The sequence below is a fragment of the Endobacterium cereale genome (assembly GCF_009617585.1).
Lineage (GTDB): Bacteria > Pseudomonadota > Alphaproteobacteria > Rhizobiales > Rhizobiaceae > Neorhizobium > Neorhizobium cereale.
Genome location: NZ_WIXI01000051.1, coordinates 488,031 through 508,362, shown reverse-complemented (window position 1 = coordinate 508,362; position 20,332 = coordinate 488,031). Strand labels below are relative to the sequence as shown.

Sequence of the window (20,332 nt, the reverse complement as noted above, 5' to 3'; positions counted from 1 at the left end):
TGACCCGACGAGGATCGATCAGCTGGCGACGCCACCCGCCATATCGATCACGCCGCCCGACATGTAACCAGCATTCGGCCCGGCCAGAAAGCCGACGAATGCGGAAACCTCTTCGAGCGTGGCGATGCGGCGGATGGCGTGCATGTCGAGAAACGCGTCCGGTGCCGTCGTGCTGCCGAGTGCTTCCACCATCATGTCGGTCGGCATGGCGCCCGGCTGTACCACGTTGACGGTGATGTTGCGGCGGCCGAGATCGCGGGCGAGGCCGCGTGCATAACCGTTGATGGCGGCCTTGGTGCCGGCATAATCCGCCACGCCGGGAATGAGGGCATGCGTGCCGTTCAGCGAGCCGATGAAGATGATGCGGCCGCCATCGGACAGAACCGGTGCGGCTGCACGGGTGGTGGCAATCGGCCCCATCAGGTTGATCTGCCACTGACGGTCGAGTGCGACCGTGTCGAGGTCCGGGTCATCGACCGTCTGGCCTTTTGCCACCACGGCGGCATTGTTGACGAGGATATCGAGCTTGCCGAAATGCGCGATCACCTTTTCGATCAACGGCTTTGCTGCCGTCATATCGGCCTGATCGCTCTGGATCGCCAGCGCTCTGATGCCCTTCGCCTTCAGCTTTTCCACGACCGCCTCGGCCTTTTCCGCCGAGGCGACATAAGTGATGGTGACATCGGCGCCGAGATCGGCCAGCGTTTGCGCAATCACCGCCCCGAGGCCGCGTGATCCGCCGGTCACCAGCGCCACCTTGCCCTTTAATGAATTCGACATGTCCGTTCCTTCTCGTTTCGAGCGGGTCATCGCCCATGATTAAATTTCATAACGATCGTTACGTAATGATCGGTATGAAATTTGACAGAGACGGTCAAGCGTTTTAATAATGGTCGTTATGAAATGGATGGGTATGAACTGATGGGACGCCATCGCGAGTTCGATGTGGAGAAGGCGCTGGACGCCGCCATGTGCGTGTTCTGGCGCAAGGGGTATGAAGGCGCATCCTATGCCGACCTGACGCAGGCTGCGGGGGTGGAACGGCCGGCGCTCTATTCTGCCTTCGGCAACAAGGAAGCGCTCTTCAAGAAGGTGCTGACGCGTTATTACGAGCGCCATCTCGATTACATTCCGGTTGCGCTGCAACTGCCGACGGCGCGCGAGGTCGCGGCGCATATCCTGTTCAACGCCATCGATCTCAATACCCGATATCCCGAACATACCGGCTGTCTCGGAATCAACGGCATTCTGGCCGGATCGGACGAGGCGGAACCGGTGCGGCTGGCTTTGATCGAGGCGCGGGCGGAAGGCGAGGCGATGTTGCTTGCGCGTTTCGAGCGGGCAAAGGTGGAAGGCGACCTGCTGCCGACGGCAAACCCCGACACGCTCGCGAAATTCGTGCTGGCCATTCTCCACGGCATGGCGGTGCAGGCCAAGGCGGGTTTCAGCCCTGAAACATTGCGGGCCGTGGCGGAACAGGCGCTTTCGGCATTTCCGGGTGTGCGCTAGGCGTCAGCACCAGACGGCGTTTTTCGGATTTCTCAGAAAGCGAAATCCTGAAAAGAACGACCAGTGATAACCTTTTCGCGGACCGCCTTCGACGCCGACATAAAGGCACATGTGAGCGCGAAATGTGCGATCCGCGGAAAAGATTGATTGAAACGTCCATAAGCCGGGCAGGGTTTTCAGTTCCCGGTACTGAAATTTGTTCTTCTGACCGGCCACGTACAATTTGTACGGCTGGTCACCGGCAAGCTCGGTGATATTCTTACGCATCGCAATGGGAAGAGCGATGCTGATCGCAAGCCAGCATATCGCCGTGGCGACGATGCCGGCCAGTGTGAGGCCGAATTGCAGCCGCATCCGCTGACGATTGTTGGTGGCGACGAAGAGGGTGACGACAAGTGTCGGCATCGCCGTCAGTCCGACGCTGACGACGATCAGCGCGGTAAATCCGAGCACGGGGTCTTGGGACGTGCTTATGAAGGTGAGCACAATGATGAGAACCAGCCCACCTGCGACGATGCTCAACAGCATCGGTTTCCAGACCAGTGACGGGGCCAGCGACAATCCGGCTAAGGTCCCGCCGGCACGCATTGCCGCCAACGCCCAAACCAGCATGGGCAATAGCCAGACGGCCATGATGAGGGAGCTTGGTTGCTCGGGCGTGAAATTGTAAACGACCACCAGAATGAAGCCCAGCGAAACGAAGGCGCCAATCCACGCCATGGCCATGCCGAACGTCGCCTTGAGTATAGTTGTGGCGAAGGCACGGTTCTTGTCGGCAAAATCAAGTGGCTGCATGTTTCTCTCGTTCTCGCCTCTGAGCAATGCGTTCAGCACTTGCCCTCGCCATTCTCCACGAAACGAAATCCGTCGAAGAAGGACCAGTGATAATGCTTGCCATAGAAGGGTTGGTCACCGACGACGAGATGCATATGGCAATGCAGAATGCGTTCGTCCGACAACATTGATTGAAATGTCCAGAAATCAGGTCCTGCGACCAGCTCGTGCGTGATGCGCCGGTTGTTCGGATCGGGGACATAAAGTGTGTAAGGCTTGTTGCCGGCGAGTTCCGCGATGTTCTGACGGATGGCGGCGGGAAGGACAATGCTTACAGCCAGCCAAGCAACGCCCATGATGCCGAGACCGGCAAGCACGGGGCGTAGCAGCAGTTGCGCATGCTGCGGCCGACGGGTGGTGACGCATAAGGCGAGCACGGTTGAGAAAAGCACCGACATGATCAGGCCGGGACCAAGGTAAAGCATGGGCACCAGATTGGCGTAAAGTATGATGGTTATGACCACGCTGACATTCACGGGTATCCAGATATGTTCCGGCGCCAGCGACAGGCCGGGGCGTTTTCCGCCGGTGCAGAGTGCGGCCATCGTCCACAGAAACATCGGCGCGATAAATGGCAGCACGAGCCGCATTTCTGGATTGGCGGTGTTGAAATAGCGGATCAGCATGAAGCCGGCTCCGACCAGAATCAGTGTTCCCGCGATGGCGCGGACAAGGTCGAAACCCGTCTTGATCAGCCTTCGTGGCCATGGCCGATTTTCCACGGCAAGATCTGCACTGTGCATATGTTTTTATGGTCCGTGCGGGCCAATCCCTTTATCTGTTTGCGACAACACGGCAATATGTCTCATTCGCGGCGCAGCAGAGGGGGCTTTTACCGTATTTGCGCCGAACACACCGGATTTCACCAAGGCGGATGACGCGGCGTGTCTTCCAAATTTCCTCGCCCGATCAAATAGTTCGGCTGCCTTATCACATCCATGTGAGTGAAGTTCAGTTGGCGGTTCTCGTTTGCTTGACTATCTACGAATGCGGGAAAATGCGGTGATGCCTCTAAAATTGTGGAGCGTTCATCGCCATATGATGCGGGACAGATCGCAATCGGGCGATCAGAAGGAGAGTTTGATGTTATCGAAAATTCAGCGGTTCAAGCATGTATTCGCAGTGGCCGCGCTCGGCCTCGCGGTCTCGCTGGTGGCCGTGGATTTTGCTGAAGCCCGTCGCGGCGGCAGCAGTTTTGGCAGCCGTGGTTCGCGCACCTATTCCGCGCCCGCCACCACCAATACCGCTCCCGGTTCCGCCACCGGCATCAACCGTTCGATGACCCCCAACACGCAGCAGAACGCTGCCTCGCCTGCCAACGGCATGGGCGCGCAGGCTGCCCAGCAGCAGCGCCGTCCCGGCATGTTCGGCGGTATGGCCGGTGGTCTTCTTGGCGGTCTCGCGCTTGGCGGCCTGTTCGGCATGATGATGGGCAATGGGTTTGGCGGCATGGCCGGTTTCTTCGGCATGCTGCTGCAGATCGCTCTGATCGCCGGTCTTGCCATGCTGGCCTTCCGTTTCTTCGCACGTCGCCAGCAGCCGGCAGGTCCTGCCGGTGCCTATGGTTCGCAGCGCAACGCCCATGAAGGCCCGCGCGGCGGCAATGGTGGTGGCAACAATGGTGGCCAGCCGGGCTTTCGTATTCCGACCATGGGTGGCGGTGCTGCTGGTGCCGCAACCGCCAACGCCAACGCTGCTCCGCGCAAGGCCGGTTCCGATACCGACGAGATCGGTATCACCGACCGCGACCTCAACCAGTTTGAAAAGCTGCTTCAGGAGGTTCAGGGTGCCTATGGTGCGGAAGACTATGCCAAGCTGCGTGGCCTGACGACGCCGGAAGCCATGTCCTATCTGGCGGAAGAAATGGGTGAAAACGCCACGGCCGGCGTCAAGAACGATGTTCGCGATATCCAGCTTCTGCAGGGTGACCTGTCCGAGGCATGGCGCGAAAACGGCCAGGAATACGCAACCGTTGCCATGCGTTATTCCAGCATCGACATCATGCGTGACCGCAACACCGGTGCCGTTGTTCAGGGTGATGAAAACACCCCCAGCGAAACTGTCGAACTGTGGACCTTTGTCCGCAAAACGGCTGGCGAGTGGCAGCTTTCGGCTATCCAGGGCGCTCAGTAACGCCCCGGTCAGCCACCGGTTTCCTAATTCAGAAAGGCAAGCGTGTGTTCGTCGCGCTTGCCGCCGCAGAATTCTTCAAGGGCTTGCTCAAAAGGCGAGCCCTTTTCTGCGACTTCCGCAAACAGCGTCATCGACGAGCAGAATTTCATGTTGTCGGGCGAGCCCAGAATATCATGCGCTGAACGGCCCGGATGTGTCAGCATTGCCTGCGTACATTCCTCCAGTCGCGGCCCAAGAATGGGGTCGGCGAGATAGGCTTCGGCTTCGGCTCGCGAAGCGATAGCATAACGCTGCGCCATCGGTGATCGGCCGAGGCCTTTCGCTTGCGGGAAGATGAACCACATCCAATGGCTCTGCTTGAAGCCGTCGCGCAATTCCTCCAGCACGCTCGGATAGACCGCCTGCTGGGCTGCGAGAAAGCGGCCGAGGTAAAAATCATCGTGCCACTGCTGCGATACGGGCGGCTGATTTACCAGTGTCTGTACCATGCCTTTCTCCTTTCGTTTCCTTTCCAACGAACGACAGGCCAAAGGGTTCGGGCGTGTTCTGACAAAAGCGTGAAATTTTCATGCCGGGGGTTTTTTATGCTGCAATGCACCCTAGCTGGGAAGAATGGACCAATTTATCGCTGATTTTCGCGCCTATACCGATTGGCTGCCGAATTGGGTGGTCAGTATAGGCCTCCTTGTTCTGGCCGTGTTTTTCGGGCTTGCAATCCACCGTCTGGTCTTCCGCCTCTTCACCCGACTGGTGGAAAACAAGGATCTGTTCTGGCGCTCGCTGGTGTCTCGCGGCAAGCGGCCGCTGAAACTCGCGATCCTCACCTTCACCCTGTCGTTTGCCGCCTCCATCGCGCCGCTGGCGGCGGGGCCTGCCAACTTCATCCGGCATGTCCTGTTGCTGGGCTTCATCCTCGTCCTTGGCTGGTCGGCCAAGGCGGCCCTCCATATCTGGGTGACGGTCTATCTCCGGCGCTTCAAGCTGGATGCGGAAGACAATCTTCTGGCGCGTACACACGTTACCCAGTCGCGCATTGGCGAGCGTGTGGGTAGTTTCATGATCGTGGCGCTGACGATCGCCGCCATGCTGATGACTTTTCCGGCCGTGCAGCAATATGGCGTCAGTGTACTGGCTTCTGCCGGCGTCGCCGGTATCGTGCTTGGTCTGGCGCTCCAGCCGATGCTGAAAAACATCTTTGCCGGTATCCAGCTTGCCATCACCCAGCCGATCCGCATCGACGATGCGCTGATCGTCGAAGGGGAGTGGGGCAATGTTGAAGAGATCACCTCGACCTACGTCGTCGTAAAGCTGTGGGACTGGCGTCGGATGATCCTGCCGCTCTCCTATTTCATCGAGACGCCGTTCCAGAACTGGACGCGCGAAGGCTCGGCGCTGATCGGCACCGTGATGATCTATCTCGATTATTCGGTGCCGGTGTCAGCCATCCGCAAGAGGGTGGAGGAGATCGCCAACGAGTCAAAGATCTGGGACCGCAAGGTGGTCAATGTGCAGGTGACCGATTTCACCGAAAGCGTGATGCAGATCCGTATCCTCATCTCCGCGGCCAGCGCTCCGAAGACCTTCGACATGCGCTGCGAGATGCGGGAAAAGATCATCGATTTCATCCAGCGCGACTATCCGGCAGCCCTTCCGCGGGTGCGGGCGGAAGGAGCGGCGAATGCCAATGGCGCGGCGGTGATGGACGGTGCGCGGCAGCATGTTTTGCAGTCGTGATTGCGGATATCAGCGGCGAAGTTGCCATTTTTCAGCATCGCCGCCGACATCGCTTTGATAGATGGAGGTCTTCAGAGCTAACACGACGCAGACCAGTGTGCGGCCCTGCAATCCACCATTGTTGACGATTGCGATGTAGGATTGTTGATCGTCCTCAGGCATCTGCTCCCCAAGCTTTATGAGATAGGGGATCAAGACGCTGGATGCCTCTTCCGGGCTTTTGCCTTCCGCAGTGAGTGTCGCGGATTTCATGAAAGTGAGTGTGGTAAGATCTTTGACCCGCTGCGTTTTCAGGTGCACCCTTGCGGTCTGCGGCAGGCAGTTCGGTATCACGGCGGCAAAATGCCTCTGCAGATCATCCGGGTTGGCGGATGCCATGGCGAGATATCGTTTGGTAAATTCGGCTTCCTCGCCATCACTCATTCGGGCGTAGCCATACCAGCCACCCAGGCCGATGATCAGTACCGCAGCAGTTACGCGCAACATGCCTCGCCCCCAATGTCCCGCTTGCTTGTAACAACACAGATGTTAGAGGCGCCTTAATGCCTTTAGGCAGGATTTATGGTTTGCGGAATAACTGCTCACCCGATCTTCCTAATCTCCAACTCCTGTCCGCCAAGGCTCACCACATCGCCCACCGCCTTGCCGGACAGCATGCGCGCCACCGGTGAGACATAGGAAATCGTGCCGGCCTTCGGATCTGCCTCGTCCTCGCCGACGATGCGGTAGGTCTGCACCCGGCCGTCGTCGCGTTCGAAGGTAACAAGGCTTCCGAAGGCGACAACATCGGTCGAAGCAGGCGCCGGGATCACCTGCGCGGTGCGCAAGCGCTCGGCCAGATACCGGATATCGCGCAAGGGGCCAGCCGTCTGGCGACGTTTTTCGTTGACGTCGTCAATGTCTTCCACGGCGGCATAGGCGGCGCGGGCCTCTTCCATCTGCCGTTCCAACGCCTTCAGCCCCGCCTCTGTCACGAGATTGGGATGCGGCGAAATCGGCCGTTCGGGCAAAAGGGTTTCGGCTGCCGTCTCGGCGCTTTCTTCCTTGGTAAAGGCGACGCTCACGTCAGAACTCCATCGATTAAAGCGTGATTATGCCAGTTTTCCCAAGCGGATAACAGAGGTGTCACCGTACCTTGCCGGGTTTCAGTGTGGTGGCCGGACAAACCATTTTTGGGTCTTGCCGTGTTTTGCTGCATCTGCGAACAGTTCAGTATTTACTTAATTTGCAATTAATGGTTTTCCTGCATTGTTGCTACAGACCCGAATCCTCGGGCGCCGCCGGATGTTTTCAGCATGGATACGATCCACAATCTCTTTCCCTTGTTCATTGCTTCTGCCGCCATCTATTTTTTCTTCCGATGGGTGGTGCGTGATATGAACAAGCGCGGCTGATCCGCCCGGTTCTCCGACGCCCCGTTTATCCGCTTGAAATATGAGGCAAAACGGTTAGTTTTCGGCCGGCATATCGCATGGATGGGGTCGACATGAAACGGACTGGACTTTTGCTTGTGGTGCTCATGTGCGCCGCAACCAGCGTGATGGCGCAGACCAAGGGCGCTCGGCCGGAGCCGCAGCCTTCCAGCAAGCAGGACTGGACGACTGCGCTGTCGCGAAAAATCCATCGGTCTATCAGGATGCCGCGCCCGATCGCCGGAGTCAGCGGCCCGCGCACCGCCAAGGTCGCTTTTGTGGTGCACAAGGACGGCACGATTACCGACGTGGAAATCCGTGAAAGTTCCGGTGTGCCGCAGGTGGATAAAAACGCACGCGAGGCGATCCTGCGCGTGTCGCCGGTTGCGCCGTTTTCCGCCGACATGACGGGCGAAACGGAAAAGATTGTCGTGCCGATCAGTATGGAAATGGAACTGCCCAACCCGACCACAAGGGATGCGGTGACGGGCCTGACCTTCACCACGCCGGCCGAGCTGCAAACCATCGGCAAGGCCGACCCGCCGGGTGAAGAGACGGTCAAATACAATCTCATCAGCACGGCGCCGGGCCGCATTCCGGGCACACCTGACCAGGCCGTTTGCAAGGTCGGTTTCCGCGTCTGGGAAAAGGACAATCCGCGTTACGGATGGTCCCAGGAGAAGCTGAACGGCGATGCCATGTTCAACGAACTGGAAAAGCCGTTGCGCGCCCTGATGGAAGAGGGCGGCAAGAGGGTGGAAGACACGCAGACGATCAGCCTTCACAGCGCAAAGGCTGTGGAGATGATTCTGGCGCCCGCATCGGGTCCGGATGTCGACACTGCCCGTCAATACGTCGTCTTCGCCGATACGCCGACCGGCCGCGTCAGCATTTCCTGCGACACCACCCGCGAAGCGACGCCAGCTGCGCGCCCGGTGTTCAAGCTTCTGGCGCAGACGGTGCAGGTGGTGCGGTAAGGTCTCTGGCGTCGGATTTTTAGGGAATGCGCCGATGAACCGTGGTGAAGAATTACGAAATAAGTTTGCGGCCAAGGTGGCGGCAAACCCCTTTGATGCGCAAAAGGCGCAATTTTCCGATCGCCTCGATCGGTTTCTGGTTGCGGAGAAAAACGCGAGCGCGGCATCAGGCAGCTTCGTTGACCGTTTTTATGCGGAGTTTTCCGTCGAACAACCAGCTGATATCGCCGCGTGGTTTTCGTTGAAGCTACAAGACCTGTTCATCTGTGTGAGTGGCAAGCCAAAATGGCTCTTCGAGCCAAGCTGGGTTTTCGAAAATGGAGTTCCTCTCGAATTCCTCCACCAGTTCAGTGATGAAAACGGCACGACATTTTATGTCTTCCGAGGTTACCGTGAGGCGGAATTGGCCGGCGTGACGGGAAAAGTGCGATTTCTGAGATTGATGGCGCAAATGCGCGACGGTTTCGTTGGACTGGACGGCGACGTTACGGGCTGATTGACCCTGTCATGCGCTTTAAATCCGCAGGCCCCACTGCTTGGCGTTTTCGTTCAGGGGGGCGCCTTCAGACACGATATCGAGAATGCAATTCTCGATATCGTCCTCACCCATCTTCTTGACGTAACCGACCATCTCGAGAAAATCCTTGTCGGGAAGGCCATCCAGTAGCTTCAGGTGATCTTTGATGATCGATTTTCGCATTTGAGCGGAAATAGCTTGTCTGTCTGTTCCGCTTTGCCTCATATGCAGGAGTTTGACGTAAAGCGGCACGATCACTGAACCGGTAAACCGCGGGCCGACGCGGCTCTGGGCGATGCCGGGTACGCATTTCAGGATCGCTGTCCGCATACTTGCCCGCGTTGTGTCCGGATTGACCTTATATCTGGCAAGTACGCGCTCCTGCGCACGCACATTAGGTGTTTTGATGGTGGCAACTGCGCCGCCAATCAGCACTATGACCGCCGCGATGATAAGGAGAATACGCAATCTCGCCCCCATGGTTGGGGTTGCAATCTGCACGTGGGCAGTCAAGGAACACTTATCCTTTCAGAGCCAAATTTATCCAATCAAAGCATTTTGTCGCGCGCAGTCGATAACAAGCGCCAACTGTCATATCGGTATCCCCTCGGCTTCGTCGGAAACATCCATCCATCGGCGCACCCGTAAACCTTAGATTAGAATTTATCGATATATAAAAGGCCCTAGCAATTCCGGTGATTTAAACCGGTATTGCTTTCTCGACGGGCCCTATCATGATCCTTGAACTGCAGAATGCCATTCTCGAAATGATCGCGCGGGGCGAACCGCTCGAACAGACCATCGATCTCCTTTGCCGGGACGTGGAAGTTATCGCGCCCGGTATCGTCTGCTCGGTGCTGGCAGTCAGGGAAGGTCTGCTGCATCCGCTTGCCGGTCCATCGCTGCCGCCGCATTTTTCCGCAGCCGTTGATAACCAGCCGATCGGCCCGCTTGCCGGTTCCTGCGGTTCTGCCGCCTTCCTTGGCGAGCCGGTGGTCGTCACGGATATCGCAAGCGATCCGCGCTGGAGCGAATTCAAGGTTCTTGCCCTGCCGCTCGGCCTCGTCGCCTGCTGGTCATCACCGATCATGGTTGGTGAGCGCGTGGCTGCTACCTTCGCCTTCTATTTCCGCGAAAACCGCGGCCCCAACGAAACCGAAAGACAGATCGTAGAGGCCTGCGTGCATCTTTGCGCAATTGCCATAGAGCGTAATGAACGGGTGATGGAGCGCGACCGGCTGACCTATACCGACGCGCTCACCGGCCTTCCCAACCGCGCCCGTTTCAACAGGGTGCTTGCGGGGCTCGACAATGCAATCAGCCCGTGGGGCATCCTGTTGGTCGATATCGACAACCTGAAACTGGCCAATGACACGTTTGGCCATGCGGCCGGCGATGGCCTGATCCAGACGGTCGCTGCCCGCGCCGCGGCCCTTGGCGGGCCGGACAGCACATTCCGCCTGGGCGGCGACGAATTTGCGATCATCGTCTATCGCGACAATGCGCCGAACGATCTGGAACGGATGGCCACAGACATCCTGTCGTCGCTGTCGGATTCCTGCAACTGCGCCGGCCATGTCGTGTTTCCGAAAGCGACGATCGGTGGTGCGCTCGCCGCTGAGGGTGAAACACCCGACATAGTTCTTCAGAATGCCGATCTGGCGCTTTACCACGCCAAGGAGCGCAGCCGCGGCCAGTATGTGCAGTTTGCCGATGGCCTGGGCACTGCCATTACCCGCCGTTTCCGCGCCATCCGCGATGTCGGCCTGGCGCTGGCGCAGGCGCGCATCCATGCGTATTACCAGCCGATTGTGCGGCTCGACACACGCCAGGTCGTCGGCTTCGAGGCGCTGGCACGCATGCGTACGCAAAGTGGCGATATCGTCTCGGCCGCGCATTTCCACGAGGCCACCAAGGACGCACAGGTGGCGGCCGAACTGACACAATGCATGCTGGAACAGGTGGCGCGCGACATGCGCGGCTGGCTGGACGAGGGCCTGGCGCTGCAGCATGTCGGCGTCAATCTATCGGCTGCCGACCTTGCCGGCGGCAATCTCAACGAACGTATCTGCGCTGTGTTCGCCGATGCCGGCGTGCCGCTGAAACATGTGATCGTGGAAGTCACCGAATCCGTCTATTTCGGGCAGGGCGGGTTCGATATCGGCGATGAGATCCGGCAGCTGCGCGCAAGCGGCCTGCGCGTCGCGCTGGATGATTTCGGCACGGGTTTTGCCTCGCTCACCCATCTTTTGACGGTGCCGGTGGATATCATCAAGATCGACAAGTCCTTCACCGATCGCCTGCGCCCGCGTGATCCGGCTGCCTTCATCGTCGAGGGTGTCATCGATATTGCCAGGAAACTCGGCATCCGTGTCGTGGCCGAAGGTATTGAGGAAAATGCGCAGGCGGCCCAGCTGATGGATCTCGGCTGTGCGCTCGGGCAGGGCTATCTGTTTTCCAGAGCCGTCGACTGCGATGCCGCCGCCGTGTTGTTGCGGCATTCGGCGCAGATGCATGTGGGAACACATCGGCGGGCTTGAGGGGACGCGACCAGCCGCCTTGGCGATTGGTCCTTTGCTGCCGTCAGCATTTCGATTTACAGGGGCAATCGTCGATCCATTCGCGCTGGACCTGATCCGCGCGCGCCAGAGCAGGTGACCAGCCATCCGTTATCTTGACGACGACTATATTTCGAGCGCTCTCAATCGCGGCAAGTCCGTTGAACAGTTTCTCGGGAAGAGCCCGGAAGATCCCGGCTGTATCCGCCATGTCGAGTTGCGCCCGACCCGGGGTGTCATCGAATTATGGGTCTATGATGCCGAGGATATCGGCGACGAGGAATTTCTGGATTTATATGATTTTCCCACATTGACCGATGAGGACGACGAGGGGCCTGTCGCGACATTCGATGATGTTGAGGCAGCGCTTGCCCTTGCGCAGGAAAAGATTGGCGCGGACAGAACCCGCTGGACCAACGCGCTGATTGGCCAAAGCGAATATCTCGATTACATCCGCGCCGGACGGCCGGATCGCTGGCCACTGGAGGCGTGAGCGTTGTGGTCAGGGCATCAATACATATGCCCGTTATATTCCTCATCGCTCAGAGGTGGGTCGATGACATGATCGCGCTCGCAATATTGTCGCAGCCACTGGGCTGCGCGCTCTTCGGCGTGGCGCGCGTTGGTTGGCGCCCCTTCCTCGTCCAGTTCCAGGCAGTTGGTGAAGATGAAATAGAGCCGCTCCATGGCGCTCGGCTCCTGCAGCACCTCTGAATAATCGACATTCTCGAGAATGGGATGTCCAACCGATCCATTGGCGACCCAGAGTGAAAATTGTGCGATAGCAATGCGCAGGTCAGGGTGCATTTTTTTAGGAACGGGTATGAATTTTTTGGAGCTGAATAGTCCAATTCTTGTTTCCTTGAAGATGCTTTTCTCGCACTCGATAGTTATGCCATGGTGCATTGATGAACTCCAATCTCGTCCATGATCGCGACAGTTTTTTGATCTTTCTCAGGCAGTTGAGTGTGAGCCTGCAAAATCCCGATGTCGGCGATTGGGAAAATCGCGACCTTGCCTCCTTTCTCGAGGCTATGGAGGCATGGACAAACGACCGGCCGCAGGCTTTTCCCGAAAACCCATGGCAACATGCCGCGACCCTGCTCGCCGCTGCCAAAATCTACGAATAGATGAAGCCGTCGCGCCTGCAGATGCCTTCGGGCAAAGGCGCGTGAAAGCCTGCGCCATCAGCGCAACACGCTTGCCCTGCCTCCATATTCCGTGAGAATTGTGCCACCATGATCCTCACCATTGCCATTTCGGGCTATCGCTCTCTTCGTAATCTGGTTCTGCCGCTTGAAAAACTGACCGTCGTGACCGGCGCGAATGGCGCAGGCAAGTCGAGCTTCTATCGTGCGCTTCGGCTTCTCGCCGATGTCGCGCAGGGGCGGGCCATCGCCTCATTGGCTGCGGAAGGCGGTCTGCAATCGACGATCTGGGCGGGACCTGAAGCCTTTTCACGCGGCATGAAGGACGGCAGCGTGCCCGTACAGGGCACCGGTCGTAAACATCCGGTCGCGCTCAAGCTGGGATTTGCCTCGGAAGATTACGGATATGCGATTGATCTCGGCTTGCCGCAGCCACCAAAACCACCACCGCCGTCGCCCGTCTATTTTGCGCTCGATCCGGAAATAAAGGCGGAGGCCGTCTGGGCGGGCGAGGAGCTTAGCCGCCGCAACGTCTTTGCCGAACGCCGGGGAGCGGTCGTCACCGCGCTGTCGGGCGATGCTCGCCGTCAGGTCCTGCTGCATGATCTTGCAGCATTCGAAAGCATGATGACGCAGTCGGCCGATCCCCAAAATCTTCCCGAACTGCTGTATCTTCGCGCCCAGATGAATGGCTGGCGCTTTTACGATCATTTTCGCACCGACCCGCATGCACCTGTCCGCCAGGCGCAGGTGGGGACCAGAACGCCGGTCCTGGCATCCGACGGCGCGGATCTGGCGGCAGCCATCGCCACAATTCTCGAAATCGGCGATGCCGCCGAATTCCATGAGGCGATCGAGGATGCCTTTCCCGGCAGCGCCGTCGAGGTGACCGAGGATCGTGGCCGCTTTGAATTGCTGATGCGGCAACGGGGCTTGTTGCGGCCGCTGGCTGCCAGCGAACTGTCCGATGGTACCTTGCGTTACCTGCTGCTTGTCGCGGCGTTGATGACGCCCCGACCACCCGCCCTGATGGTTCTGAACGAGCCTGAAACCAGCCTGCATCCAGATCTTCTTGCGCCACTTGCCCGCTTGATCCTGCAGGCCAGCAGGCGCTCGCAACTCATCGTGGTTTCGCATGCCGATCAATTGGTGGCGGGGCTGGATGCTGAAGGTGACGCTTTCCTGATCACGCTCAAGAAGGTTCTTGGCGAGACGGTGGCGGAAGGAATTGACGCGCCTGCCTGGACCTGGCCTTCCCGGTGAACGCATGACGGTGAATGCCTGACTATTGTGGCCGGCCAAACGTGCGTGTGGTGAAGATCGGGCATGGGAGCGTATCGTTCACTCCAGCCCAAAGCCGACACAATCACCTCTCATACTGAGGTTGCGCGGTACCCGTCGCGATTCCATGGGAGATCGTCAGATGAGCAATTCCTGCACCGTTTTTACGCCGACTGAGCAGCAGGTCGTCGATACCATCCAACGTGCCGGTGAGGGGTTGATGGCGGCGGTCCAGAACGCACTCGAAGAAGCAACGAAACAGGCAGCAGACGCCTGGCCGACCACTGATCTCACGGAAAGCCCGCCGCCTATCGAATATTTTGCTGCTGTCCTGCACCAGAACATGTTCCTGATTTTATGCGGTGCCGATATCGAGACCATGAAAGGCGGCAATCCGGTCATGGCCGGCCATCTCATCCGCAGCGAGCAGAAGATCGTCGAACATTACTGGTCGGGCGAGGGAGATTGAGGGGAAATCTGCAGAGCGGCACCCATTCGAACGGAGCCATGCAAAAGCCGCCCGACACCCGCGCGCCGGCTCGTCTTGCGCTTCAACACTTTCCTTTCTATATCCGGCAGACCTGAAAGGGCCCGGTCGCAGTCGAACCCGCGTCCCTGCCCATCATCCGCCGCTGGAAAGTGGGCGCCAAAACATATCGAGAGAGTTTCGTGAACACGCTGGATTTTGACAAGAGGCCGGAAGACACGCGCGTTGTCGTCGCCATGTCGGGCGGCGTGGATTCCTCCGTTGTTGCCGGGCTTCTGAAGCGGCAGGGCTATGATGTGCTCGGCATCACGCTGCAGCTTTACGACCATGGCGCCGCCGTGCACCGTGCCGGCTCCTGTTGCGCCGGTCAGGATATCGACGATGCCCGCCGCGTGTCGGAAACGCTGGGCATTCCGCATTACGTGCTCGACTATGAAAAGCGTTTTCGCGAAACGGTGATCAATCCGTTTGCCGAAGCCTATGCCATGGGTGAAACGCCGATCCCCTGTGTTGCCTGCAACCAGACGGTAAAATTTGCCGATCTGCTGGCGACGGCAAAGGAACTCGGCGCCGATGCACTGGCGACAGGTCATTACATCCGCTCGTCGCTCAATCCGTCCGCCGACAACCCGAACCGTCGCGCGCTTTATCGCCCGATCGACAGCGATCGGGACCAGAGCTGGTTCCTGTTTGCCACCACGCAGGAACAGATCGATTACCTGCGTTTTCCGCTTGGCGGCATGAGCAAGGCGCAGGTGCGCGAAATGGCGGAAGAGATGGGCCTCGTCGTTGCCAAGAAGGCCGACAGCCAGGACATCTGTTTCGTGCCGGCGGGCAAATACGCCGATATCATCAACAAGGTGAAGCCGAACGCGGCGCTTGGCGGGGATATCGTCCATATCGATGGCCGTGTTCTCGGCCGTCATGAGGGTATTCTCCATTATACGATCGGCCAGCGTCGCGGCATCGGCGTTGCGACCGGCGAGCCGCTTTACGTGGTTTATCTCGATGCCCGTTCGCGCCGCGTCATCGTCGGCCCGAAAGAGGCGCTCGATACGCACCGCGTCTACCTGCGCGACGTCAACTGGATCGGTGACGGTTCGCTTGCTGCCGACGCGGCAAACGGCTTTTCCTGTTTCGCCAAGGTGCGATCCACCCGCCCACCGGCGCCGGCGGTGCTGCATGCGGATGAAATCGGCATCTATGTCGATCTCGCGGTTGGCGAGGCCGGCGTGGCGCCGGGGCAGGCCTGCGTTCTTTATTCCGGCGAAGGCGCAGATTCGCGCGTTTATGGCGGCGGCTTCGTCGAACGGTCGGAACGTGCCGCCGAGGCCGAACTGGCTTTGAAGACGCTGCTGGCGCAGCCGGTCGCGGCCTGAGCGCAAGGCAGGGCAGGGGCTTTGCGGCAGGCAGGGACGGACGGAAATCACAAGGTTGCTGATCTTCCCAGATTTTTGCCGAAAGCCTGCTTGACACTTTGGTGACACGGGTCTTATAAGCCGCTCATCAAAGCGGCGGGACGATCCAAAAGGTCCTTCTGTCGTGTGTGGCTGGGTAGCTCAGTTGGTGAGAGCGCAGGATTCATAACCCTGAGGTCGGCGGTTCAATTCCGCCCCCCGCTACCATTTTTACTCCGACAGTTCGTCGACTCCCGTGAACCTTGGCAGGAAGCCTTTGATCCCGATAGGGTAGGTTCACATACCGCGCGGCTCGACAACGACCGCGGCGACAAGTTGCCTGAACGGAATTGCCGGTTCCGGCAGGGCTTCTCCCCAATCTTTAAATATTCTCGCGAGACTTTCCGCGTTTTCGCGGAAACGGCGAACGGTCTTCCGCTGAGGAGCGAGCATCACTGTTGGGGGGCTTTGAGCTCACCACCTGTCTTGCCAAGCTTGATCATCTGGGGGAGGTCCTTATTTAACCGGTATGTTCCATGGAATATGCGCGGGCGGGGGTTATGGGCACTTTCAAGGTTAAGCAAACGCAGAACGAGATTGAGCTCACTGGCGGCAACAGGCCTATTCTGTACAGCGTTCGCGGCATTGATTTGCCGGAACTCACAGACATGAGCTTTGCGGTCTGGCATGTGCTGCCGTTTGCCATGCGTGATGGGGCTGACATCCATATCGACGGCCCAGTCGATCAGATGGTGTTGGATAATGCACAGCTCATGACCCGGACATGGGAGATGTGGCGTCCGCGTGAGTTTCGGTCATTGCGTATCACCGCATTGCCGGCACAGGTGAATACAAACCCCCGTTCCGGGGATCTGTCGATGGTGTCGGGCGGCGTTGATTCCACATTCATGCTCCTGGACCGAGGCCGGAGAGAGACCCCGTCTGTCGGCCTGCAGGTCCAAGGCATGGAATACTCGTTCAAAGCGAATGAGCAGTTCGAAAGAGCGATGAACCACCTGCAGCCGCTGCTGGACGATCTGAACTACACGCGCTTAACGGTGCGGTCGAACCTCGCCAAGCTGTCGCGTGGTTATCATTCTTACTCGTCAGTCCTTGCCGGATATGCGTTTATGTTTCGAAGCGTGTTCGAGCGTGCGTATTTCGCCGCGGACCTGACCTGGGAGCAGGACTTCGTTCACTTTCCCTGGCCGTTGAACCACGTCACGAACCGATATTTTCAAGGAAGCGATTTTTCGTGCATCGCTGTCAATGAACATGTCACCAGGGCAGAAAAGGTCGAGCGTATCGCATCTGACCCCCTCGCTCTTTCATGCATATCTTTCTGCAAGGACAAGGACATCAGGCCAAAGAACTGCGGCAAGTGCATCAAATGCATGCGAACGAAGGTTCTCTTTGCCGGGATGACGGGGGCGGTCCCTGCGGGAGTGTTCCTGGACGATAGTCCGCCGAAGGTAACCACGAAAGATATCGCCGGTGGCGAGCAGGCCTTCATCGTAGACCTGTATCAGCGGGCAAAGGACAAGGGATATCTTGATCGGGTCCCAGGCCTGGAGGCTTCGATGAAGTCACTTCAAGCTCGTGCGGCGCTGCGGGCGCGTATAAGAAGGTTCATAGGGAAGTGAGGGGTGGTCGGGGAGCATCACGGCACATGACTGAGAACGCTGGTCCAGACGATACCCGAGAGCATCCTGTCAAGCGTATCCGTGTTGGGCAATGCTGAAGGCCGATCGGGGTATTTATCGGCCTTGCGATTGTTTCTTGCGATCGTCCCTTGGCGGATTGCAACATTTTGCATGCTCTGGCAGTGTTCCGGCATAAATTGTCGAATGGATATGCGATTCCGCAATGCCTGTCCGACGCCATAAGGGGAGCTTGATACCAGCATGAATTCCAAACGCTTCAACGAATGTCTGCGTGTCATTCGCTGGACGCCCATCAATATCGCTTCCGCATTGCAATGCGATCTGTCGTGGATCGAGGCTCTGGAAGCCGGGAACGAAGAGGTTCCCGAGGGCTTGGCAACGTGGCTGGAACATCTGGCCAAGGTGCATGAGGCAGCTCCTCCGCCGAAAACTTTTGCAGGGCACAGGGCAAAACTCTGATCCGGGCATAACAACCGCATTTCCATTGCGCGTTGCCTGCATTTTGATTGTCCACCCTGCGCTTTTCCTTGGGCGTGGCGGTTTTAATTTCGGCTTGGCAAAGTTCAAACCGGAACAAATCTCCGTGAGACCGCGTTTTCGTGTCGTCAGTCAATTGTGTGCTGCCGATTCCGGGAGGGAGTGGCGCCAAGGAGGAACAAATGCTGAAATTCCTGACAACAGCCGGCTTGGCGCTGGCGATGAGTGCAGGCGCCCTGACCGGTGCCGTTACCACCGCACAGGCGCAGGATGTTGAACTGCGTATCGGCCCAGATGGTGTGCGCCCTGTTATCCGTGATCGCGACCGTGAAAGAGACCGCGACCGTTATGATCGCCGCGGTGGATGCAGTGAGCGGGACGCCCGGCGCGCTGCTCGCGAATCCGGTCTGCGCGACGCCGAAGTCACGCGCGTCACCCGCCGCAGTATCACCGTTGAAGGCATGACACGCCGCGGGCCGGACCGTATCACTTTCGCCAATGAACGTGGTTGCCCGGAAATCTGATCCGCTGGATAGATCAATGCATGAAGCCCTGCCGCAACGGCGGGGCTTTTTCTATGGGAGGACGGTCGGTCCCGCTTGAGCAAATGCACGCCCCGGTCCATTCTCCGCTACCGCCTCGTCTCCACAGGATTCGCAAACAATGCCTTTCTCGCTCAGCCCCGCTGCCGTGTGGCCTATCGTCATGCTGCTCGCTTCAAACGTGTTCATGACGTTTGCCTGGTACGGTCATCTCAAGCACAAAGGCAGCGCCATCTGGATCGCCATTGCGGCCTCCTGGGGGATTGCCTTTTTCGAATATTGCCTCGCGGTTCCGGCCAACCGCATGGGCTCTGAGGTCTATACGACCGCCCAGCTGAAGACGATCCAGGAAGTCATCACCCTTGTCGTCTTTGCCGGTTTCTCCGTCTTCTGGCTGGGTGAAAACCTCACCATCAACCACGTCATAGGTTTTGCGATGATCGCCATCGGCGCCTCGTTCATCTTCCGCGCCTGATACAGCCGGGGCGGGGCAGATTGCCGCGCCCCATGTGTCGCCGCTTGTTCTGCGCGTGTATTCGACGATAATTGCAATCGTCAATTCATATCGCGCCAATTCATGCGGCGGGGGGATGTTGCCATGGAAGAAACTGTCAGCAGCAAGCGCCACGAACCGTTGCCGCCGTTCCAGACCGGCATTCGTGGCCGCTGCCCGCGTTGTGGCAAAGGACATCTGTTCAAGGGTTTTCTGACATTGCGTCCGGCCTGCGAGGTCTGCGGACTGGACTATTCGTTTGCCGATCCGGCGGATGGCCCGGCATTTTTCGTCATCTGCTTCGGCTGCGTGCCAAGCGTCGCGCTGGCAGTCTGGATCGAGGTGGCCTTGCAGGCGCCCTATTGGGTGCATCTCTTCACGTCTTTGCCTTTCATGCTTCTGACCTGCATTCCGCCATTGCGTCCCCTCAAGGGCTGGCTGGTCGCCAGCCAGTATTTTTACAAGGCGCAAGAGGGTGAACTGGCGCGGCGTGACAGGCCGGACCAGATCAAATTCCCCTCAGAACCGGCCTAATCCTGCTTTCGACGGAACAAAGCGCCTGCCCAACTCATTCGTCTCACGCAGCGAAGGAGCTTATTATGTCGAATGCGGAGATGATGGAAAACGAACATCAGCGGCGCGCGCTCGCGGTTGAAGGCGCGCTGATGCTGCTGATCGATGGGCTGGCCTCGCGCGGCACGATTTCCGTCGATGAGGCGGAAGATATGCTGCGTGTTCTGGGCAGCAGTTCGGAGGGATCCGCGGCACGTGCATCGAGTTCGCTTCGGGTCGTCAAGCAGATCCGCAGGCTGCGCCGCGGCGACGGCATGGCGACGCCCGGTGCCTGATGTGGAGGAGGGGAAAGCCTTCAAAACGAAGGTTTTTCGCACTGTCCCAAAAGCGGAACCTTTTCACCCTTTCAACCGTTCGTTTCACAACAATCAAAAAGGAGAGTTCGTCATGAACAGCATCGTTTGGCTTGTCGGCGCCGTGGTTATCGTTATCGCCGTTCTCAATCTGGTCGGCTTCGCCTGAGGCCGACAAACACCTGATCTAACAGAGAAAAGGAGATCATCATGAACAGCATCGTTTGGCTCGTTGGAGCCGTTGTCATCGTTCTCGCCGTCCTGTCCTTCGTCGGCATCGCCTGACATCGGAAGGGTTTGGGG

The 20,332-nt window shown here is 58.5% G+C and carries 26 protein-coding genes and 1 tRNA gene; 19 read left to right on the top strand and 8 right to left on the bottom strand.

All coding sequences use genetic code 11. The features are described 5' to 3' along the window. Positions 1-18: 18 nt before the first annotated feature. The gene (locus GAO09_RS28730; protein ID WP_153360263.1) at positions 19-780 is read right to left on the bottom strand and encodes an SDR family NAD(P)-dependent oxidoreductase; all 762 of its coding nucleotides are present in this window, start codon (positions 778-780) and stop codon (positions 19-21) included. 141 nt (positions 781-921) lie between these two features. On the opposite strand from GAO09_RS28730, the gene GAO09_RS28725 reads away from it, so the two are divergent. Then, positions 922-1,509, top strand: coding sequence for a TetR/AcrR family transcriptional regulator (locus GAO09_RS28725; RefSeq protein WP_153360260.1), 588 nt, complete (start codon positions 922-924; stop codon positions 1,507-1,509). A gap of 3 nt (positions 1,510-1,512) precedes the next feature. On the opposite strand, the gene GAO09_RS28720 is transcribed toward GAO09_RS28725, so the two are convergent. Both GAO09_RS28720 and GAO09_RS28715 read right to left on the bottom strand, forming a co-directional pair. Continuing rightward, on the bottom strand, positions 1,513-2,343 hold the full coding sequence (locus tag GAO09_RS28720; RefSeq protein WP_153360258.1) for a hypothetical protein: 831 nt from the start codon (positions 2,341-2,343) through the stop codon (positions 1,513-1,515). Further along, positions 2,337-3,086: a hypothetical protein gene (locus tag GAO09_RS28715; RefSeq protein WP_153360256.1), complete on the bottom strand. Its 750-nt coding sequence runs from the start codon at positions 3,084-3,086 to the stop codon at positions 2,337-2,339. The genes GAO09_RS28720 and GAO09_RS28715 overlap by 7 nt, the downstream gene beginning before the upstream one ends. Positions 3,087-3,426: 340 nt before the next feature. Here GAO09_RS28715 and GAO09_RS28710 point away from each other — a divergent pair, with 340 nt between their 5' ends. Further along, entirely contained in the window at positions 3,427-4,476 is a 1,050-nt protein-coding gene (locus GAO09_RS28710) for a Tim44 domain-containing protein (protein ID WP_153360254.1), read from the top strand. A 23-nt stretch (positions 4,477-4,499) separates the two neighbouring features. Here the strand turns inward: GAO09_RS28710 and GAO09_RS28705 are convergent, their stop codons facing one another. Beyond that, the gene (locus GAO09_RS28705) at positions 4,500-4,964 is read right to left on the bottom strand and encodes a DUF1810 domain-containing protein (protein WP_153360252.1); all 465 of its coding nucleotides are present in this window, start codon (positions 4,962-4,964) and stop codon (positions 4,500-4,502) included. A gap of 124 nt (positions 4,965-5,088) precedes the next feature. Between GAO09_RS28705 and GAO09_RS28700 the strand changes: the two genes are divergently transcribed. Continuing rightward, a complete protein-coding gene (locus GAO09_RS28700) occupies positions 5,089-6,210 on the top strand; it encodes a mechanosensitive ion channel family protein (RefSeq protein ID WP_153360250.1) in 1,122 nt (373 codons plus the stop codon). Positions 6,211-6,219: 9 nt separating this feature from the next. On the opposite strand, the gene GAO09_RS28695 is transcribed toward GAO09_RS28700, so the two are convergent. Both GAO09_RS28695 and greA read right to left on the bottom strand, forming a co-directional pair. Then, entirely contained in the window at positions 6,220-6,696 is a 477-nt protein-coding gene (locus GAO09_RS28695; RefSeq protein WP_153360248.1) for a hypothetical protein, read from the bottom strand. 95 nt (positions 6,697-6,791) lie between these two features. Further along, positions 6,792-7,274: a transcription elongation factor GreA gene (gene greA / locus GAO09_RS28690; protein WP_324185092.1), complete on the bottom strand. Its 483-nt coding sequence runs from the start codon at positions 7,272-7,274 to the stop codon at positions 6,792-6,794. Positions 7,275-7,696: 422 nt separating this feature from the next. Here greA and GAO09_RS28685 point away from each other — a divergent pair, with 422 nt between their 5' ends. After that, the gene (locus GAO09_RS28685; protein WP_209018877.1) at positions 7,697-8,599 is read left to right on the top strand and encodes an energy transducer TonB family protein; all 903 of its coding nucleotides are present in this window, start codon (positions 7,697-7,699) and stop codon (positions 8,597-8,599) included. A 34-nt stretch (positions 8,600-8,633) separates the two neighbouring features. Further along, positions 8,634-9,095 (top strand): hypothetical protein, encoded by a 462-nt coding sequence (locus tag GAO09_RS28680; RefSeq protein WP_153360244.1) that lies wholly within the window; start codon positions 8,634-8,636, stop codon positions 9,093-9,095. An 18-nt stretch (positions 9,096-9,113) separates the two neighbouring features. Here GAO09_RS28680 and GAO09_RS28675 read toward each other — a convergent pair whose 3' ends face one another. After that, complete coding sequence (locus tag GAO09_RS28675) at positions 9,114-9,584, bottom strand: hypothetical protein (protein ID WP_153360242.1); 471 nt, start codon at positions 9,582-9,584, stop codon at positions 9,114-9,116. Between the two features lie 266 nt (positions 9,585-9,850). Between GAO09_RS28675 and GAO09_RS28670 the strand changes: the two genes are divergently transcribed. After that, positions 9,851-11,656 (top strand): putative bifunctional diguanylate cyclase/phosphodiesterase, encoded by a 1,806-nt coding sequence (locus GAO09_RS28670; protein WP_153360240.1) that lies wholly within the window; start codon positions 9,851-9,853, stop codon positions 11,654-11,656. 235 nt (positions 11,657-11,891) lie between these two features. Beyond that, complete coding sequence (locus GAO09_RS28665; protein ID WP_209018876.1) at positions 11,892-12,167, top strand: hypothetical protein; 276 nt, start codon at positions 11,892-11,894, stop codon at positions 12,165-12,167. A gap of 17 nt (positions 12,168-12,184) precedes the next feature. Here GAO09_RS28665 and GAO09_RS28660 read toward each other — a convergent pair whose 3' ends face one another. Beyond that, on the bottom strand, positions 12,185-12,580 hold the full coding sequence (locus tag GAO09_RS28660) for a DUF7677 family protein (protein ID WP_209018875.1): 396 nt from the start codon (positions 12,578-12,580) through the stop codon (positions 12,185-12,187). A gap of 2 nt (positions 12,581-12,582) precedes the next feature. Here GAO09_RS28660 and GAO09_RS28655 point away from each other — a divergent pair, with 2 nt between their 5' ends. The 12 genes from GAO09_RS28655 (at position 12,583) to GAO09_RS28600 (ending at position 20,198) form a co-directional block, all read left to right on the top strand. Beyond that, positions 12,583-12,804 carry a DUF7660 family protein gene (locus tag GAO09_RS28655; protein ID WP_153360238.1) on the top strand — a complete coding sequence of 74 codons (222 nt, stop codon included), beginning with the start codon at positions 12,583-12,585 and terminating at the stop codon, positions 12,802-12,804. A gap of 108 nt (positions 12,805-12,912) precedes the next feature. Then, positions 12,913-14,085 (top strand): AAA family ATPase, encoded by a 1,173-nt coding sequence (locus GAO09_RS28650; RefSeq protein WP_153360236.1) that lies wholly within the window; start codon positions 12,913-12,915, stop codon positions 14,083-14,085. A 160-nt stretch (positions 14,086-14,245) separates the two neighbouring features. Then, on the top strand, positions 14,246-14,572 hold the full coding sequence (locus tag GAO09_RS28645; protein WP_153360234.1) for a hypothetical protein: 327 nt from the start codon (positions 14,246-14,248) through the stop codon (positions 14,570-14,572). Positions 14,573-14,772: 200 nt separating this feature from the next. Beyond that, the gene (gene mnmA, locus GAO09_RS28640; RefSeq protein WP_324185094.1) at positions 14,773-15,969 is read left to right on the top strand and encodes a tRNA 2-thiouridine(34) synthase MnmA; all 1,197 of its coding nucleotides are present in this window, start codon (positions 14,773-14,775) and stop codon (positions 15,967-15,969) included. A 169-nt stretch (positions 15,970-16,138) separates the two neighbouring features. Beyond that, positions 16,139-16,215, top strand: a tRNA-Met gene (locus tag GAO09_RS28635). 332 nt (positions 16,216-16,547) lie between these two features. After that, entirely contained in the window at positions 16,548-17,630 is a 1,083-nt protein-coding gene (locus GAO09_RS28630; protein ID WP_153360232.1) for a hypothetical protein, read from the top strand. A 261-nt stretch (positions 17,631-17,891) separates the two neighbouring features. Further along, the gene (locus GAO09_RS28625; RefSeq protein WP_153360230.1) at positions 17,892-18,110 is read left to right on the top strand and encodes a hypothetical protein; all 219 of its coding nucleotides are present in this window, start codon (positions 17,892-17,894) and stop codon (positions 18,108-18,110) included. Positions 18,111-18,310: 200 nt separating this feature from the next. Further along, positions 18,311-18,652 carry a hypothetical protein gene (locus GAO09_RS28620; protein ID WP_153360228.1) on the top strand — a complete coding sequence of 114 codons (342 nt, stop codon included), beginning with the start codon at positions 18,311-18,313 and terminating at the stop codon, positions 18,650-18,652. A 139-nt stretch (positions 18,653-18,791) separates the two neighbouring features. Continuing rightward, positions 18,792-19,145, top strand: coding sequence for a DMT family protein (locus GAO09_RS28615; RefSeq protein ID WP_112733473.1), 354 nt, complete (start codon positions 18,792-18,794; stop codon positions 19,143-19,145). Between the two features lie 123 nt (positions 19,146-19,268). After that, positions 19,269-19,697 (top strand): DUF983 domain-containing protein, encoded by a 429-nt coding sequence (locus GAO09_RS28610; RefSeq protein WP_153360226.1) that lies wholly within the window; start codon positions 19,269-19,271, stop codon positions 19,695-19,697. 65 nt (positions 19,698-19,762) lie between these two features. After that, positions 19,763-20,011, top strand: a complete 249-nt coding sequence (locus tag GAO09_RS28605; RefSeq protein ID WP_153360224.1) for a hypothetical protein — start codon at positions 19,763-19,765, stop codon at positions 20,009-20,011. Continuing rightward, positions 20,004-20,198 carry a hypothetical protein gene (locus GAO09_RS28600; RefSeq protein ID WP_153360222.1) on the top strand — a complete coding sequence of 65 codons (195 nt, stop codon included), beginning with the start codon at positions 20,004-20,006 and terminating at the stop codon, positions 20,196-20,198. The genes GAO09_RS28605 and GAO09_RS28600 overlap by 8 nt, the downstream gene beginning before the upstream one ends. Positions 20,199-20,332: the final 134 nt, after the last annotated feature.